This window comes from Mycolicibacterium chitae, from assembly GCF_900637205.1.
GTDB lineage: Bacteria > Actinomycetota > Actinomycetes > Mycobacteriales > Mycobacteriaceae > Mycobacterium > Mycobacterium chitae.
In genome coordinates this window covers 2,935,793-2,951,358 of record NZ_LR134355.1, presented here as the reverse complement: position 1 = coordinate 2,951,358, position 15,566 = coordinate 2,935,793, and the positions used below count along the sequence as shown (strand labels likewise).

Genomic DNA, 15,566 nt, shown 5'->3' with positions numbered 1-15,566 from the left:
AATCGAGGGAGACGAGACCAGTGGACAGCCGAGAAGGCCAGGTCGCTCACACCAACGGGTCGGCCGCCAGCGGCCAGACCGGAACCGCCCGCGTCAAGCGCGGCATGGCGGAGATGCTCAAGGGTGGCGTCATCATGGACGTCGTCACCCCGGAGCAGGCCCGGATCGCCGAGGGCGCCGGCGCGGTGGCGGTGATGGCCCTCGAGCGGGTCCCCGCCGATATTCGTGCCCAGGGCGGGGTGTCGCGGATGAGCGACCCGGACATGATCGAGGGCATCGTCGCGGCGGTCACCATCCCGGTGATGGCCAAGGTCCGCATCGGTCATTTTGTCGAGGCGCAGATTTTGCAGAGCCTCGGGGTCGATTACATCGACGAGTCCGAGGTGCTGACCCCGGCCGACTACACCCACCACATCGACAAGTGGAATTTCACCGTGCCGTTCGTGTGCGGTGCGACGAACCTGGGGGAGGCGCTGCGGCGGATCACCGAGGGGGCGGCGATGATTCGCTCCAAGGGTGAGGCCGGCACCGGTGATGTCTCCAACGCCACCACCCACATGCGCACCATCGCCGGTGAGATCCGGCGGCTGTCGTCGCTGTCGCCCGATGAGCTGTATGTGGCGGCCAAGGAGCTGCAGGCGCCCTATGAGCTGGTCGCCGAGGTGGCCCGCGCCGGCAAGTTGCCCGTCACGCTGTTCACCGCCGGCGGCATCGCGACCCCGGCGGATGCGGCGATGATGATGCAGCTCGGCGCCGAGGGGGTGTTCGTCGGGTCGGGCATCTTCAAGTCCGGTGATCCGGCCACCCGCGCGGCGGCGATCGTCAAGGCCACCACCTTCTACGACGATCCCGACGTGCTCGCGCGGGTGTCGCGCGGCCTGGGCGAAGCCATGGTCGGTATCAACGTCGAGGACATCGCGCAGCCGCACCGGCTCGCCGAACGCGGCTGGTAGCCGCGGCGCCGATGGCGATCGAGGAGATCCTCGATCTCGAACAACTCGAGGTCGACATTTACCGGGGCGGGGTGTTCAGCCCCGAATCCGGGTTTCTGCAACGGACTTTCGGTGGCCACGTCGCGGGCCAGTCGTTGGTGTCTGCCGTGCGCACGGTGGACCCCGAGTTTTTGGTGCATTCGCTGCACGGCTACTTCCTGCGGCCGGGCGATGCCCGCGCCCCGTCGGTGTACCTCGTGGAGCGCATCCGCGACGGCGGATCGTTCTGCACCCGCCGGGTCAGCGCCATCCAGCACGGGCAGACCATCTTCTCGATGTCGGCGTCGTTCCAGACCGATCAGAGCGGCATCGAGCACCAGGACGCCATGCCGTTCGCCCCGGGTCCCGAGGATCTGCCGGGCTTCCGCTCCGGCGGGCACTTCGACGACGCCGGCTTCGCGCAGTTCGACGAGTGGGATGTGCGGATCGTTCCGCGCGACGAGTTGACCGCCCGCGACGGCAAGGCCTCCCAGCAGCAGGTGTGGTTCCGACACCGCGACCCGCTGCCCGACGACCCGGTGCTGCACATCTGCGCGCTGGCCTACATGAGTGACCTGACCCTGCTGGGCTCCGCGCAGGTCAAACACCTCGACGAACGCAAGCACCTGATGGTGGCCTCGCTCGATCACGCCATGTGGTTCATGCGGCCGTTCCGCGCCGACGAGTGGCTGCTCTACGACCAGTCGTCGCCGTCGGCCTGCGGCGGGCGCGCGCTGACCCAGGGCAAGCTGTTCAACCGCTACGGCGAGATGGTGGCCGCGGTGATGCAGGAGGGCCTGACCCGCTACCGGCGCGACGACGCCGCCGCGGCGAAGCCCGCGAAGTGAGCGCGCCCCGGGTCGGGGTGCTCGCGCTGCAGGGCGACACCCGCGAACACCTCGCCGCGCTGCGCGAGGCCGGCGCCGACGCGTCCACGGTGCGCCGCCGCGCCGAACTCGACGCCGTCGACGCCTTGGTGATCCCCGGTGGCGAGTCCACCGCCATGAGCCATCTGCTGCGCGAGTTCGACCTGCTCGAACCGCTGCGGGCCCGGTTGGCCGATGGCATGCCTGCTTACGGGTCGTGCGCCGGGATGATCCTGCTGGCCTCGCAGATCCTGGACGCCGGCGTGCCGGGGCGCGCGGCCGAGCCGTTGGGGGCGATCGATATGGCGGTGCGCCGCAACGCCTTTGGCCGCCAGGTCGACTCGTTCGAGGAGGATCTGGAGTTCACCGGAATCGACGGCCCGGTGCACGCGGTGTTCATCCGGGCGCCCTGGGTCGAGCGGGTCGGCGACGACGTCGAGGTGTTGGCCACCGCCGGGGAACACATCGTGGCGGTCCGGCAGGGGCGCATGTTGGCCACCTCGTTCCATCCGGAGATGACGGGCGACCGCCGGGTGCACAAGATGTTCGTCAACTCGCTGTCCTGACTCAGGTCTCGCGCGGTGCGCGCAACCCCAGGGTGCGCCGGCCCGCGGTGACCAACTCGTCCTGTACCCGGGCGAGATCGTCCCCGGCTTCGGGGTAGTCCACCCCGACGGCGGCGGAGATGCCGGCCATCACCACGGCCGCCTTGACCTGACCGCCCAAGCCCGGTTCGACGTCGGCGAGCAGCGCCAGTTGACGCTGCACCAGCGCGCTCCAGTCCGGCCGGCCGCGCAGGAAGTCAGCGACGCCGGGATCCCCGGTGAGGACCGGGATCAGGGTGCGGCGGGTCACCGCCAGCGCCGCAAAGCCGGTCAGCATGGCGTCGGCCCGGGCGCGCGCGCCGCGCACCGATTCGGCGGCGGCCACGAGTCGGGCGAGATCGGCCATGACCGGTTCCAGGATGGCCTCGAGGAGCTCGTCACGGGTCCGGAAGTGGTGGTAGATAGCAGATTTCGTGAGGCCCAGGTCATCGGAGATCATCTGTAGCGAGGTGCCGGCGACGCTGTGCCGGTGGAACGACTCCACGGCGGCGGTCAGGAGTCGCTGTCGAGTGCCCTCGACCGGCCGACTCACAGGGCCGCCCATAATGTAGTGCTGCTAACAATCCCCGGCGCACTGACCATTCGTACAGTATAGAGCTGTACGATTGGTCTGTAACTAGCTATACGTTTGGTTAGTTTTTAGACCGGTCCCTGCCGAACTCACCGAAGCGGTCACCGAGGCCGCAGCCAGCTGCCCGGAACGGGCCATCAACCTGAAAGAAGAATCATGACAACCGATTTCGCCCGCAAGGACCGCGCCGCCTTCGGCCTGTCCGGCAAGGTGGTGGTCGTCGTCGGCGGCGGGCAGATGCCGGGTGACACCACCGGCAACGGCCGGGCCACCGCGATGCTGGCCGCCCGGCACGGCGCCGAGGTGGTGGCCGTCGACATCAACTTCGACTCCGCCCAGGAGACCGCCAACCTGATCATCGCCGAGGGTGGCAAGGCCTACCCGGTGCAGGCCGACGTCGCCGAAAAGCAAGACTGCCAACACATCTTCGACACCGTCATGGCCCGCAGCGGCCGGGTGGACGGCATGGTCTACAGCGCCGCGGTCAACCCGCCGTTCGACCTCGGGACCAACTCGATGACCACCGAGAACTTCAACCGCGGTATCAACGTGAACATGCTCGGGGCCTACCACTGCAATCTCTTTGCGGCCGAGTGCATGCAGAAAAACGAGGGGGCCAGCGCCGGCAGCATCGTCAACTTCTCCTCGATCGCCAGCCTGAAGAACGAGATCGGGCTGAACATCGGGATCATGCCTTACGCCCTGGGCAAGTGCGGGCTGAACTACATCACCGAACTCACCGCGGTGCAGTTCGCCGACGCGGGGGTGCGGGCCAACACGCTGATGCTGGGCCCCATCGACTCGACCCTGGGCAACCACGATTCCCAGGAACTGTTCGGGCACACCCCCGACGAGGTCGACGAGGCCTACGGCGAGGTGGTCAAACTCAAGATGGGCCGGGCCAGCACCTGGGAGACCGCCTACGCCGCGCTGTACCTGCTGGCCGATGAATCCCGGTTCATGACGGGCCAGCAGATTCGCCTGGACGGGGGAGCGGCGCTGGTGCGCTGAACCCGGTCAGCGGATCGGCAGCCCGGTGATCGCGCGGCTCATCACCAGACGCTGGATCTCGCTGGTGCCCTCGAAGATGGTGAAGATCTTCGCGTCGCGGTGCATCCGCTCCACCGGGTAGTCGCGGGTGTAGCCGTTGCCGCCGAGGATCTGGATGGCCTCGTCGGTGACGTAGACCGCGGTCTCGCTGGCCACCAGCTTGGCCATCGACCCCTCGGCGTTCTCGAAGGGTTTGCCGTTGCGGGCCATCCAGGCCGCCCGGTAGACCAGCAGGCGGGCGGCGTCGATGCGGGCGTTCATATCGGCCAGCTTGAACGCCACCGCCTGGAAGTCGCCGATCTTGCGGCCGAACTGCTCGCGCTCACAGGCATAGTCGCGGGCGTACTCGTAGGCGGCCCGGGCCACCCCGACCGCCATCGCGCCGACGGAGGGCCGGGTGCGCTCGAAGGTGGCCATCGCGGCCTGTCCCGCGGTCCGCTTCCCCTCGCGCGCCTTGGCGATGCGGGCGTCGAACTTGTCCTTGCCGCCGAGGATGAGCCGGCCCGGGATGCGCACCTCGTCGAGGACCACCTCGGCGGTGTGCGAGGCGCGGATGCCGTGCTTGCGGAACTTCTGGCCCTGGCTGAACCCGGGGGTGGCGGGCGGGATGATGAACGATGCCTGACCGCGGCTACCGAGCTCCGGGTGCACCGACGCGACGACGATGTGCACCTCGGCGATGCCGCCGTTGGTGGCCCAGGTCTTCGTCCCGTTGAGCACCCACTCGTCGGTGGCCTCGTCGTAGCGGGCCCGGGTCAGGATCGAGCCGACGTCGGAGCCGGCGCCCGGTTCCGAGGCGCAGAAGGCGGCGACCTTCGGGTCCTCGACGGTGCCGAACATCTGCGGCAGCCATTCCCCGATCTGTTCGGGGGTCCCGCCGCCGGCCAGTGAGGCCGCGGCCAACCCGGTACCCAGGATGGACAGCGCGATGCCGGCGTCGCCCCAGAACAGCTCCTCGAAGACGGTGACCATGCCCAGCCCGGACGGCTCGGCGGCCTGTTCGGCGAACATCTCCATCGAGTAGAGGCCGATCTTGGCGGCCTCGGCGATGATCGGCCACGGGGTCTCTTCGCGCTCATCCCATTCTGCGGCGGCCGGGCGCACCACGTCCGCGGCGAACTCGTGCACCCATTTCTGCACGTCCAACAGGTCCGAGGGCAACTCCAGGGAGAAGGTCATGGCGGTTACCTTACTTAGGAGTAAGTTGTCTGGCCAGGCGGGTGCGACGGGGCGTACCCGTAGACTGGGCCACCGACGAATTACCAGACAGAGGGCGGAATCTGAATGAGCGGCCATTCAAAGTGGGCCACGACCAAGCACAAGAAGGCCATTGTCGACGCGAAGCGCGGCAAGATGTTCGCCAAACTGATCAAGAACATCGAGGTCGCGGCCCGAGTGGGCGGTGGTGACCCGGCCGGTAACCCCACCTTGTACGACGCCATTCAGAAGGCCAAGAAGTCCTCGGTCCCCAACGACAACATCGAGCGGGCGCGCAAGCGCGGCGGAGGTGAAGAGGCCGGCGGCGCCGACTGGCAGAACATCACCTACGAGGGATACGGGCCCAACGGGGTCGCCGTGCTCATCGAATGCCTCACCGACAACCGCAACCGCGCCGCGGGCGAGGTCCGGGTCGCGATGACCCGCAACGGCGGCAACATGGCCGACCCGGGTTCGGTGGCCTACCTGTTCTCCCGCAAGGGTGTCGTCACGCTGGAGAAGAACGACCTGTCCGAGGACGACGTGCTGACCGCGGTCCTGGAGGCCGGCGCCGAGGAGGTCAACGACCACGGCGACTCGTTCGAGATCATCTCCGATCCGGGTGACCTGGTCGCGGTGCGCACCGCGCTGCAGGACGCCGGCATCGACTACGACTCGGCGGAGGCCAGCTTTCAGCCGTCGGTGACCGTGCCCGTCGACCTCGAGGGGGCCCGCAAGGTGCTCAAGCTCATCGACGCGCTCGAGGACAGCGACGACGTGCAGGACGTCTATACCAACATCGACATTCCCGACGACGTCGCGGCGCAACTCGACGAGGAGTAGGGACCCGGGCCGGACCGCGGGGTGCGTGTCCCTGCGCGGTCCCGTCGCGATGGGGCGCTAGGGTAGTTCGAACACATGTTCTGGCTAGTTTGCACCCAGGAGGGCCTGTGCGCGTGATGGGAGTCGACCCCGGGTTGACGCGCTGCGGACTCTCGATGATCGAGAGCGGCCGCGGCCGGCAGGTGGTGGCCCTGGACGTCGACGTGGTCCGCACGCCGGCCGACCAACCCCTGCACCGGCGCCTGCTCACCATCAGCGACACCGTCGAGCACTGGATGGACACCCACCGCCCCGACGTCGTCGCCATCGAGCGGGTGTTCTCCAACCACAACGCCAACACCGCGATGGGCACCGGCCAGGCCGGCGGCGTGATTGCGCTCGCCGCGGCCCGCCGCGACATCGACGTGCACTTCCACACCCCCAGCGAGGTGAAGGCCGCGGTCACCGGCAACGGCCGCGCCGACAAGGCTCAGGTCACCACCATGGTGACGAGAATCCTCGAGCTGCAACAGAAGCCGACCCCCGCGGACGCGGCCGACGCGCTGGCACTGGCCATCTGCCACTGCTGGCGGGCCCCGATGATCGCGCGGATGGCCGCGGCGGAGGCGATGGCGGCCGAGCAGCGCCGCAAGTACCAGGCCACGCTCAAGGCGAAAACCAAAGCTAAGGCGTCGCGATGATCTCGTCGGTACGCGGCGAGGTCATCGACATCGCGCTGGATCACGTCGTCATCGAGGCGTCCGGCGTGGGCTACAAGGTGATGGCCACCCCGTCGACGCTGGCGACGGTACGCCGCGGGGACGAGGCACGGCTGATCACCGCCATGATCGTGCGCGAGGACTCGATGACGCTGTACGGCTTCGCCGACGCCGACGCGCGGGATGTGTTCACCACGCTGCTCGGGGTCTCCGGGGTGGGGCCGAAGATCGCCATGGCGACGCTGGCGGTCTACGACGCCCCGGCCCTGCGCCAGGCCCTGGCCGACGGCGACATCACCGCGCTGACCCGGGTGCCCGGGATCGGCAAGCGCAGCGCCGAACGGCTGGTGCTGGAGTTGCGCGACAAGATCGGTGCGACGCCGGCGGCGGTCGCGGCCGCCGGGGCCGCCGGACCGGGCGTGCGCGCTCCGGTCGTGGAAGCCCTTGTCGGCCTTGGTTTCCCGGCCAAGCAGGCCGAGGAGGCCACCGACAAGGTGCTGGCGCTCGACCGCGATGCCACCACGTCGAGCGCGCTGCGCTCCGCACTGAACCTGTTGGGTAAGAACAAGTGAGCCGCTTCGACGGCGACGACGACATCGACGAGGCCGAGGAGCGCGAGGTCTCGCCCGCGTTGACCGTCGGCGAGGGGGACGTCGACGCCAGCCTGCGGCCCCGGTCGCTGCGCGAGTTCATCGGTCAACCGCGCGTGCGCGAGCAGCTGCAACTGGTCCTCGAAGGCGCCAAGAACCGCGGCGGCACACCGGATCACATCCTGCTGTCGGGCCCGCCGGGCCTCGGCAAGACGTCGCTGGCGATGATCATCGCCGCCGAACTGGGATCCTCGCTGCGCGTCACCTCCGGTCCGGCGCTGGAACGCGCCGGGGACCTCGCGGCGATGCTGTCCAACCTCGTCGAGCACGACGTGCTGTTCATCGACGAGATCCACCGCATCGCCCGGCCCGCCGAGGAGATGCTGTACCTGGCCATGGAGGACTTTCGGGTCGACGTGGTGGTGGGCAAGGGGCCCGGCGCGACGTCGATCCCGTTGGAGGTGGCGCCGTTCACGCTGGTGGGCGCGACCACCCGCTCCGGCGCGCTGACCGGCCCGCTGCGCGACCGGTTCGGCTTCACCGCCCACATGGACTTCTACGAGCCGGTGGAACTCGAGCGGGTGCTGTCCCGCTCGGCGGGGATCCTGGGCATCGACCTGGGCGCGGAGGCGGGCGCGGAGATCGCCCGCCGGGCGCGCGGCACGCCGCGCATCGCCAACCGGTTGCTGCGTCGGGTGCGCGACTACGCGGAGGTGCGCGCCGACGGCGTCATCACCCGCGACATCGCCAAGGCCGCCCTCGAGGTGTACGACGTCGACGAACTGGGACTCGACCGGCTGGACCGGGCCGTGCTGACGGCGCTCACCCGCAGCTTCGGCGGGGGACCGGTCGGGGTGTCGACGCTGGCGGTCGCCGTCGGCGAGGAGGCCACCACCGTCGAGGAGGTCTGCGAACCGTTCCTGGTGCGCGCCGGCATGATCGCCCGCACCCCGCGGGGCCGGGTGGCCACCGCGCAGGCCTGGACGCACCTGGGGCTGAGCCCGCCGCCGGGGGCCGTCGGGCTGGGTCAGCAGTCGATCTTCGACTGACCTGGGGTTTCTGGCCTGTCGGTGGGTGGTGCCATGCTCGAATGCATGTTCGAAGTGGTGGAGTTGGGGCCGGATGCCGATGAGGCGGCGTTGGTGGCCCATATCGGTGAGTTGGAGACGTTGAAGGCGGTGGCGGCGGCGGCGCAGGCGCGGGCGACGGTGGCGTTGGTGTCGGCGCGGGCGGCTGATGAGGTGGCGCGTGGGGTGCCGGTGGGTCGGCGGGGGCGTGGGTTGGCGACCGAGGTGGGGTTGGCGCGGCGGGATTCGCCGACGCGCGGTAATCAGCATTTGGGTTTTGCCAAGGCGTTGGTGCAGGAGATGCCGCATACGTTGGCGGCGTTGGAGGCCGGGGTGATCTCGGAGTGGCGGGCGACGTTGATCGTGCGGGAGTCGGCGTGCCTCGATGTGGAGGATCGCCGGGTGTTGGATGCCGAGTTGTGTGGTGATGTCGCCAATCTGGAGGGGTTGGGGGATCGGCGGATCGCTGCGGAGGCCAAGGGTATTGCGTATCGGTTGGATCCGCAGGCGGTGGTGGATCGGGCGGCGCGGGCGGCGCGGGATCGGACGGTCAGTGTGCGCCCGGCCCCGGACACGATGACGTATGTGACGGCGTTGTTGCCGGTGGCCCAGGGGGTGTCGGTGTATGCCGCGCTCAAGCGGGAGGCTGACGTGACCTGTGATGGGCGGTCTCGGGGTCAGGTGATGGCCGACACGCTGGTGGAGCGGGTCACCGGTCAGTCGGCGGAGGTGCCCACTCCGATCGCGGTCAACCTGGTGATCTCGGATGAGTCGCTGCTGGCCGGTGATGAGCACCCCGCGCGGGTGGCCGGCTACGGGCCGGTGCCGGCGGGGGTGGCGCGTCAGTTGGTGCGTGGGGCGGTCGATGACGAGCGATCCCGGGCGATGTTGCGGCGGTTGTACAAACACCCGGTTTCAGGGGCGCTGGTGGCGATGGAGTCGCGGGCCAGGATTTTTCCGAAGGGGTTGGCCGAGTTCATCCGGCTGCGTGATGACACGTGTCGGATGCCGTATTGCGATGCGCCGATCCGGCATACCGATCATGTTGCCCCGGCCGCGGGTGGCGGGGTGACCTCGGGGGTCAATGGGCAGGGCTTGTGTGCGGGGTGCAATTACGCCAAGGAGGCGGGCGGTTGGAAGGCCGCGGCCGCGGTGGACGACCAGGGGCGGCACAGCACCGAGTTCGTCACCCCGACCGGGGCGCGGCATTACTGCACCGCGCCGCCGCTGCCGGGACGACGTTTTGTCGAGGTCAGTGAGATCGAAACCCACATCGCCATCGAGATCGTGGGTCACGCCGCCTGATTCCGGGTATGCCCATCGGCAGCGATGGGAGAAATCATGAACACCAACGACACGCCGGCACGTCCTCGCGGAAGCCGGTTCCACATCGCCCGCAGTCGCGGCGCGGCGAGCGGGTTGCTGCTGGTCCTGCTGGGTATTTGGGGAGCCCTGATCCCGTTCGTGGGGCCCTACTTCAACTTCGCCTACTCCCCGGACCGGGCGTGGGTCTGGACCGAAGCCCGCGGCTGGCTCGAGGTGCTGCCCGGCGCGGTGGCCGTGGTCGGCGGTCTGATGCTGCTGATGACGCGAAACCGCGCCACCGCCATGCTGGGCGCCTGGCTGGCCGTGGCCGCCGGGGTGTGGTTCATCGTGGGCCGCGCCTTCGCCTCGACGCTCAACGTCGGCGAGATCGGGGTTCCGGCCGCGGCGACACCGGCCAAGACCGTCGCGCTGGAGCTGGCTTATTTCTCGGCGCTGGGCGCGTTCATCGTGTTCCTGGGTGCCGCGGCGGTCGGCCGGCTCTCGGTGCGCACCGCCCGGGATCTCGAATATGCCGAGCGGCGCGTGGTGGTGGATCACGACGAACCGATGATGGCCCACGACGAACCGCACCGGGTGGGGGAGCGCAACGGCGAGTCGGTGCCCGAGCCGACCACCGTTCGCCGGACCCGGCCCAGCTTCAAGGACCGGATGTCCGATCGGTTGCACCGGCGGCACACCCCGGTGCCGCACTGACGGATAAAGCTACGGACGACTACAGGTCGGCCAGCACCAGGGCGAGCACGTCGAGCGCCTCGATGAGCAACTCGTCGCTGATGGTCAGGGGCGGCAGGAAGCGCAGCACGTTGCCGTAGGTGCCGCAGGTCAGCACCACCACGCCGGCGGCGTGTGCCGCGGCGGCCAGCTTCTTGGTCAGCTCCGGGTCCGGTTCTGCGGTACCGGTCTTGACCAGCTCGACGGCGATCATCGCGCCGCGCCCGCGGACGTCGCCCAAGCGGTCGTCGTCGGCCTGCAGCCGGCCCAACCGGTCCTTCATCAGCGTCTCGATCTGCCGGGCCCGCTCGAGCAGCCCGTCGCGTTCGAGGGTCTCGATGGTTGCCAGCGCGGCCGCACATGCGACCGGGTTGCCGCCGTAGGTGCCGCCGAGGCCGGAAACGTGTGGCGCGTCGACGATCTCGGCGCGGCCGGTGACCGCCGAGAGCGGCAGTCCGTCGGCGATGCCCTTGGCGGTGCAGATCAGGTCGGGCTCGATGCCCTCGTGTTCACAGGCGAACATCGCCCCGGTGCGCCCGAAACCGGTCTGCACCTCGTCGGCGATGAACACCACGTCGTTGTCCCGGCACCACGCCAACAGCGCCGGCAGGAACCCGGGGGCCGGGACGATGAAGCCGCCCTCGCCCTGGATCGGCTCGATGATCACCGCCGCCAGGTTGGCCGCGCCGATCTGCTTGTCGAGCACGTCGATGGCGCGCTCGGCCGCCAACTCGCCGTTGGCGCCCAGTTCCTTGTCGACCAGGCCGTCGCGGTAGGGATAGGACAGCGGCGCGCGGTAGATCTCGGGAGCGAACGGGCCGAACCCGCTCTTGTAGGGCATCGACTTCGCGGTCAGCGCCATCGTCAGATTGGTGCGGCCGTGATAGGCGTGGTCGAACGCGACGACGGCCTGCTTGCCGGTGTAGGAGCGGGCGATCTTGACGGCGTTCTCCACGGCCTCGGCCCCGGAGTTGAACAGCACCGACCGCTTCTCGCCGGATCCCGGGGTCAGCCGGTTGAGGTGCTCGGCGACGGCGACGTACTCCTCGTAGGGGGTCACCATGAAGCAGGTGTGGGTGAACCGGGCGGCCTGCGCCCCGACCGCCTCGACGACTCGGGGTGCGGCGTTGCCGATGGTGGTGACCGCGATGCCCGAGCCCAGATCGATCAGTCGGTTGCCGTCGACGTCCTCGATGATGCCGCCGGCGGCGCGCGCGCAGAACACCGGCATGGTGGTGCCGATACCCGCCGACACGGCGGTATGTTTGCGCGCGGCCAGTTCGAGCGAGCGCGGGCCAGGGATTTCGGTGACGAGCAGACGGCTCTGTTCCAGGTCGGTCACGCCTCGAGCGTAGTCTGGCCACGCGTAGGCCAGACCGCGTTTTGCGCCACGGCGTGAGCTCAGGGCGACCGGTCGGGTTTACCGACGTGCCGCAATGGCACACTATGCACATACGAGGCCCGTTGACCTGCTGCCGAGCAAGCGGGACGCGACTTCATCACAGACCGCTTCACAAGCTCGAGGAGACGTTGGAACGCCATGGAAATCATCACTCTGTTACCGCTGATCATCATCCTGGGCGCGTTCATGTTCTTCGCGTCCCGCCGTCAGCGCAAGGCCATGCAGGCCACCATCGACCTGCACGAATCGCTGCGCATCGGTGATCGGGTCCACACCACCTCCGGCCTGGAGGCCACCATCACGGGGATCACCGACGACAACGTCGACCTCGAGATCGCTCCGGGCGTGATCACCACCTGGATGAAGCTGGCCATCCGCGACAAGATCGTGCCCGAGGTCGACGAGCCCGAAGACGAGATCGAGAGCACCGACAGCGACACGTCCTTCGACACCGGCCGCTGACAGACAACTGAGCGAAGGGGCGGGCACGTACCCTTTGCGGTTGCGGGCGAACCGACCGCCCGGGACGAACTCGGAGGAGACACAAAAACGTGGCATCGTCTACGGCGCCGGTGCATCCGTACCGCTACCTGTCGCTGTTCCTGGTATTGCTCATCGGAGCATTCCTGCTGGTGTTCTTCACCGGGGACAAGCAGGCACAGCCCAAGTTGGGCATCGATCTACAAGGTGGTACCCGCGTCACGCTGACGGCGCGTACCCCGGACGGCTCCGCGCCCACCCGGGAAGCCCTGCAGCAGGCGCAGCAGATCATCACCTCGCGCGTCGACGGCCTGGGTGTCTCGGGGTCCGAGGTAATCATCGACGGCGACAACCTGGTGATCACCGTCCCGGGTAACGACGGCAACGAGGCGCGCAACCTCGGTCAGACCGCGCGGCTGTTCGTCCGCCCCGTCGTCCAGGCGATCCCCGTCGACCAGTTGCGCGCGGCCGCCGAGCAGGGCGGTGCGGGCGCACCCGGGCAGCAGCCCGGACAACCCGGTGCGCCCGGCCTGCCGGGGATGCCCGGTCTACCGGGCATGCCGGGGGCACCCGAGATACCGGGTCTGCCCGCCGAGCAGGTGCCGCCGGCCGCCCCCGCGCAGCCGGCTCCGCCCGCCGACGCCCCGGCCCCGCAACCCCGGCCCTACCCGCTCGAGCCCGCGCCCAGCCCCACCCCGGCGCCGAATCCGGACGAGGCTCCGCCCGCGCCGGACGCGCCCGAGGCCACCGAGGACGCGTCCACCCCGCCGGAGGCCCGCAAGGACCTGGCCGGACGGATCAACTTCGAGAAGCAGCTGCGTCAGAACGCCAACCAGAACATCCTGATGTACCTCGCGGTGCCGTATGTGGCCGAGCGGTGCGGCCAGGAGGACGTGCTCGCCGGCAACGACGACCCCGCGCTGCCGCTGGTCACCTGCTCCACCGACCACACCACCGTCTACGTTCTGGACCCCTCGATCATCAGCGGCGAGGACATCAAGAACGCGACCTCCGGCTTCGACCAGCAGGGTGGCCAGTACGTCGTCGACCTGGAGTTCACCGGCGGCGCCGTCGACACGTGGGCCAACTTCACCGCGGCCAACGTCGGCACCCAGACCGCGTTCACGTTGGATTCGCAGGTGGTCAGCGCACCGCAGATCCGCCAGGCCATCCCCGGCGGCCGCACCCAGATCACCGGCGACTTCAACGCCACCAGCTCCCGGGAGCTGGCCAACGTGCTCAAGTACGGTTCGCTGCCGCTGTCCTTCGAGTCCTCGGAGGCCGAAACCGTCTCCGCCACACTGGGATTGTCCTCGCTGCGGGCCGGCCTGATCGCCGGCGCGGTGGGCCTGGTCCTGACGCTGGCCTACGCGCTGCTCTACTACCGCGCGCTCGGCGTGCTGGTGGCGCTGTCCCTGGTCGCCTCCGGCGCGTTCGTCTACGCGCTACTGGTGCTACTGGGCAGATACATCGGCTACACGCTGGACCTGGCCGGTATCGCCGGTCTGGTCATCGGCATCGGTATGACGGCCGACTCGTTCGTGGTGTTCTTCGAACGCATCAAGGACGAGATCCGCGAGGGTCGAACATTCCGCTCCGCGGTACCCCGCGGTTGGGCGCGCGCCCGCAAGACCATTCTGTCCGGCAACGCGGTCAGCTTCATCGCCGCGGCGGTGCTCTACTTCCTGGCCGTCGGCCAGGTCAAGGGCTTCGCCTTCACCCTGGGCCTGACCACCATCCTCGACGTCGTCGTGGTGTTCCTGGTGACCTGGCCGCTGGTGTACCTGGCGTCGAAGTCGGCGACCATGGCGAAGCCGGCGTTCAACGGCCTCGGTGCGGTGCAGCAGATCGCCCGCGAACGTCGAGCGGCCGCGCATTCGGCGGGACGGGGGTAACGCGGTGGCCAGCAAGAAGAGCGAGATGACAACAGATTCCGACCTCGAAGTGACCGAGAGCAACGCCGAGGAGGCCCCGGCCACCGACGCCGCCCTGCCGCAGCACGGCTTCTTCACCCGCCTCTACACCGGCACCGGCGCCTTCGAGGTCGTGGGTCGGCGCAAGATGTGGTTCATCATCAGCGGGCTGATCGTCGCCATCGCCATCGGGGCAATGCTGCTGCGCGGCTTCAGCTTCGGCATCGACTTCGAGGGCGGCACCAAGATCTCGATGCCCCGCGGCGAGGTCACCGTCGAGCAGGTCGAGACCGCCTTCACCGACACCATCGGCACCGAGCCGGAATCGGTGGTCATCGTGGGCAGCGGCGCCTCGGCCACCGTGCAGATCCGCTCGGAGAGCCTGGACAACGACCAGACCGCGGCGCTGCGCGAGGCCCTGTTCGAGGAGTTCCAGCCGCTCGGCGCCGACGGGCAGCCGACTCCGCTGGCGGTCAGCGACTCGGTGGTCTCGGAAACCTGGGGCGGGCAGATCACCCAGAAGGCGCTGATCGCGCTGCTGGTGTTCGTGCTGATCGTCACGGTCTACATCACGATGCGCTACGAGCGCTACATGGCGATCGCCGCCATGGCCACGATGTTCTTCGACCTGATCGTCACCGCCGGTATCTATGCGCTGGTGGGTTTCGAGGTCACCCCCGCGACGGTCATCGGATTGCTGACCATTCTCGGCTTCTCGCTGTACGACACCGTCATCGTGTTCGACAAGGTCGAGGAGAACACCGAGGGCTTCGAGCACACCACCCGGCGCACCTACGCCGAGCAGGCCAACCTCGCGGTCAACCAGACCTTCATGCGCTCGATCAACACCAGCGTCATCTCGGTGCTGCCGATCATCGCGCTCATCGTGGTCGCGGTGTGGCTGCTGGGCGTCGGCACGCTCAAGGACTTGGCGCTGGTGCAGCTGGTCGGCGTCATCGTCGGCACCTACTCGTCGATCTTCTTCGCCACCCCGCTGCTGGTGTCGCTGCGGGAGCGCACCGAGAAGGTGCGCAACCACACCCGGCGGGTGGAGCGCAAGCGGGCCCGCGCGGCCGGCAACACCGATGCCGACGAGCCCGCCGACAAGGGGCGCGACGAGGACACCGCTGCGGCGGCCGGCGACGACTCCGGCGAACCGGCGGCGGCGGTGGCCGGCACGCCGGCACCCGGGGCGCGGCCGAGTCGGCCGTCGCGGCCCTCGGCCAAGCGCACCGGGCGTCCCTCGGGTAAGCGCAACCCGCGACCGTAGGTGTGA

At 69.0% G+C, this 15,566-nt stretch carries 16 protein-coding genes; 13 read left to right on the top strand and 3 right to left on the bottom strand.

Going from position 1 to position 15,566, the window contains the following annotated elements:
- Window positions 1-104 precede the first annotated feature (104 nt).
- Genes pdxS through pdxT form a run of 3 tightly spaced genes read left to right on the top strand, consistent with a single transcriptional unit; the run spans window position 105 to window position 2,403 of the window.
- Window positions 105-953 (top strand): pyridoxal 5'-phosphate synthase lyase subunit PdxS, encoded by an 849-nt coding sequence (pdxS, locus tag EL338_RS13875; protein WP_235666523.1) that lies wholly within the window; start codon window positions 105-107, stop codon window positions 951-953.
- Between the two features lie 11 nt (window positions 954-964).
- The gene (gene tesB, locus EL338_RS13870; protein ID WP_126334282.1) at window positions 965-1,819 is read left to right on the top strand and encodes an acyl-CoA thioesterase II; all 855 of its coding nucleotides are present in this window, start codon (window positions 965-967) and stop codon (window positions 1,817-1,819) included.
- Complete coding sequence (gene pdxT / locus EL338_RS13865; RefSeq protein ID WP_126334281.1) at window positions 1,816-2,403, top strand: pyridoxal 5'-phosphate synthase glutaminase subunit PdxT; 588 nt, start codon at window positions 1,816-1,818, stop codon at window positions 2,401-2,403. The genes tesB and pdxT overlap by 4 nt, the downstream gene beginning before the upstream one ends.
- A gap of 1 nt (window position 2,404) precedes the next feature.
- Here pdxT and EL338_RS13860 read toward each other — a convergent pair whose 3' ends face one another.
- Window positions 2,405-2,974 (bottom strand): TetR/AcrR family transcriptional regulator, encoded by a 570-nt coding sequence (locus EL338_RS13860; protein WP_235666144.1) that lies wholly within the window; start codon window positions 2,972-2,974, stop codon window positions 2,405-2,407.
- A gap of 195 nt (window positions 2,975-3,169) precedes the next feature.
- Here EL338_RS13860 and EL338_RS13855 point away from each other — a divergent pair, with 195 nt between their 5' ends.
- Window positions 3,170-4,024 carry an SDR family NAD(P)-dependent oxidoreductase gene (locus EL338_RS13855; RefSeq protein WP_126334279.1) on the top strand — a complete coding sequence of 285 codons (855 nt, stop codon included), beginning with the start codon at window positions 3,170-3,172 and terminating at the stop codon, window positions 4,022-4,024.
- Between the two features lie 6 nt (window positions 4,025-4,030).
- On the opposite strand, the gene EL338_RS13850 is transcribed toward EL338_RS13855, so the two are convergent.
- Window positions 4,031-5,242: an acyl-CoA dehydrogenase family protein gene (locus EL338_RS13850; RefSeq protein ID WP_126334278.1), complete on the bottom strand. Its 1,212-nt coding sequence runs from the start codon at window positions 5,240-5,242 to the stop codon at window positions 4,031-4,033.
- Window positions 5,243-5,347: 105 nt separating this feature from the next.
- Here EL338_RS13850 and EL338_RS13845 point away from each other — a divergent pair, with 105 nt between their 5' ends.
- The 6 genes from EL338_RS13845 to EL338_RS13820 all read left to right on the top strand — a co-directional run bounded on the left by EL338_RS13845 (window position 5,348) and on the right by EL338_RS13820 (window position 10,477).
- Window positions 5,348-6,103, top strand: coding sequence for a YebC/PmpR family DNA-binding transcriptional regulator (locus tag EL338_RS13845; protein WP_126334277.1), 756 nt, complete (start codon window positions 5,348-5,350; stop codon window positions 6,101-6,103).
- Between the two features lie 107 nt (window positions 6,104-6,210).
- Window positions 6,211-6,783 carry a crossover junction endodeoxyribonuclease RuvC gene (gene ruvC, locus EL338_RS13840; RefSeq protein ID WP_126334276.1) on the top strand — a complete coding sequence of 191 codons (573 nt, stop codon included), beginning with the start codon at window positions 6,211-6,213 and terminating at the stop codon, window positions 6,781-6,783.
- Window positions 6,780-7,373 (top strand): Holliday junction branch migration protein RuvA, encoded by a 594-nt coding sequence (gene ruvA, locus EL338_RS13835; RefSeq protein ID WP_126334275.1) that lies wholly within the window; start codon window positions 6,780-6,782, stop codon window positions 7,371-7,373. The genes ruvC and ruvA overlap by 4 nt, the downstream gene beginning before the upstream one ends.
- Window positions 7,370-8,440: a Holliday junction branch migration DNA helicase RuvB gene (ruvB, locus tag EL338_RS13830; protein ID WP_126334274.1), complete on the top strand. Its 1,071-nt coding sequence runs from the start codon at window positions 7,370-7,372 to the stop codon at window positions 8,438-8,440. Before ruvA ends, ruvB begins: the two co-directional genes overlap by 4 nt.
- A gap of 45 nt (window positions 8,441-8,485) precedes the next feature.
- On the top strand, window positions 8,486-9,763 hold the full coding sequence (locus EL338_RS13825; protein WP_126334273.1) for an HNH endonuclease: 1,278 nt from the start codon (window positions 8,486-8,488) through the stop codon (window positions 9,761-9,763).
- A gap of 36 nt (window positions 9,764-9,799) precedes the next feature.
- Window positions 9,800-10,477 (top strand): MFS transporter, encoded by a 678-nt coding sequence (locus EL338_RS13820; protein WP_235666143.1) that lies wholly within the window; start codon window positions 9,800-9,802, stop codon window positions 10,475-10,477.
- A gap of 19 nt (window positions 10,478-10,496) precedes the next feature.
- Here EL338_RS13820 and gabT read toward each other — a convergent pair whose 3' ends face one another.
- Window positions 10,497-11,837 carry a 4-aminobutyrate--2-oxoglutarate transaminase gene (gene gabT, locus EL338_RS13815; RefSeq protein WP_126334271.1) on the bottom strand — a complete coding sequence of 447 codons (1,341 nt, stop codon included), beginning with the start codon at window positions 11,835-11,837 and terminating at the stop codon, window positions 10,497-10,499.
- Between the two features lie 198 nt (window positions 11,838-12,035).
- Between gabT and yajC the strand changes: the two genes are divergently transcribed.
- From yajC to secF, 3 genes are all read left to right on the top strand, one after another.
- Window positions 12,036-12,359, top strand: coding sequence for a preprotein translocase subunit YajC (gene yajC / locus EL338_RS13810; protein ID WP_126334270.1), 324 nt, complete (start codon window positions 12,036-12,038; stop codon window positions 12,357-12,359).
- An 89-nt stretch (window positions 12,360-12,448) separates the two neighbouring features.
- The gene (secD, locus tag EL338_RS13805; RefSeq protein ID WP_126334269.1) at window positions 12,449-14,272 is read left to right on the top strand and encodes a protein translocase subunit SecD; all 1,824 of its coding nucleotides are present in this window, start codon (window positions 12,449-12,451) and stop codon (window positions 14,270-14,272) included.
- 25 nt (window positions 14,273-14,297) lie between these two features.
- A complete protein-coding gene (gene secF, locus EL338_RS13800; protein ID WP_126334268.1) occupies window positions 14,298-15,560 on the top strand; it encodes a protein translocase subunit SecF in 1,263 nt (420 codons plus the stop codon).
- The last annotated feature ends 6 nt before the right edge of the window (window positions 15,561-15,566 follow it).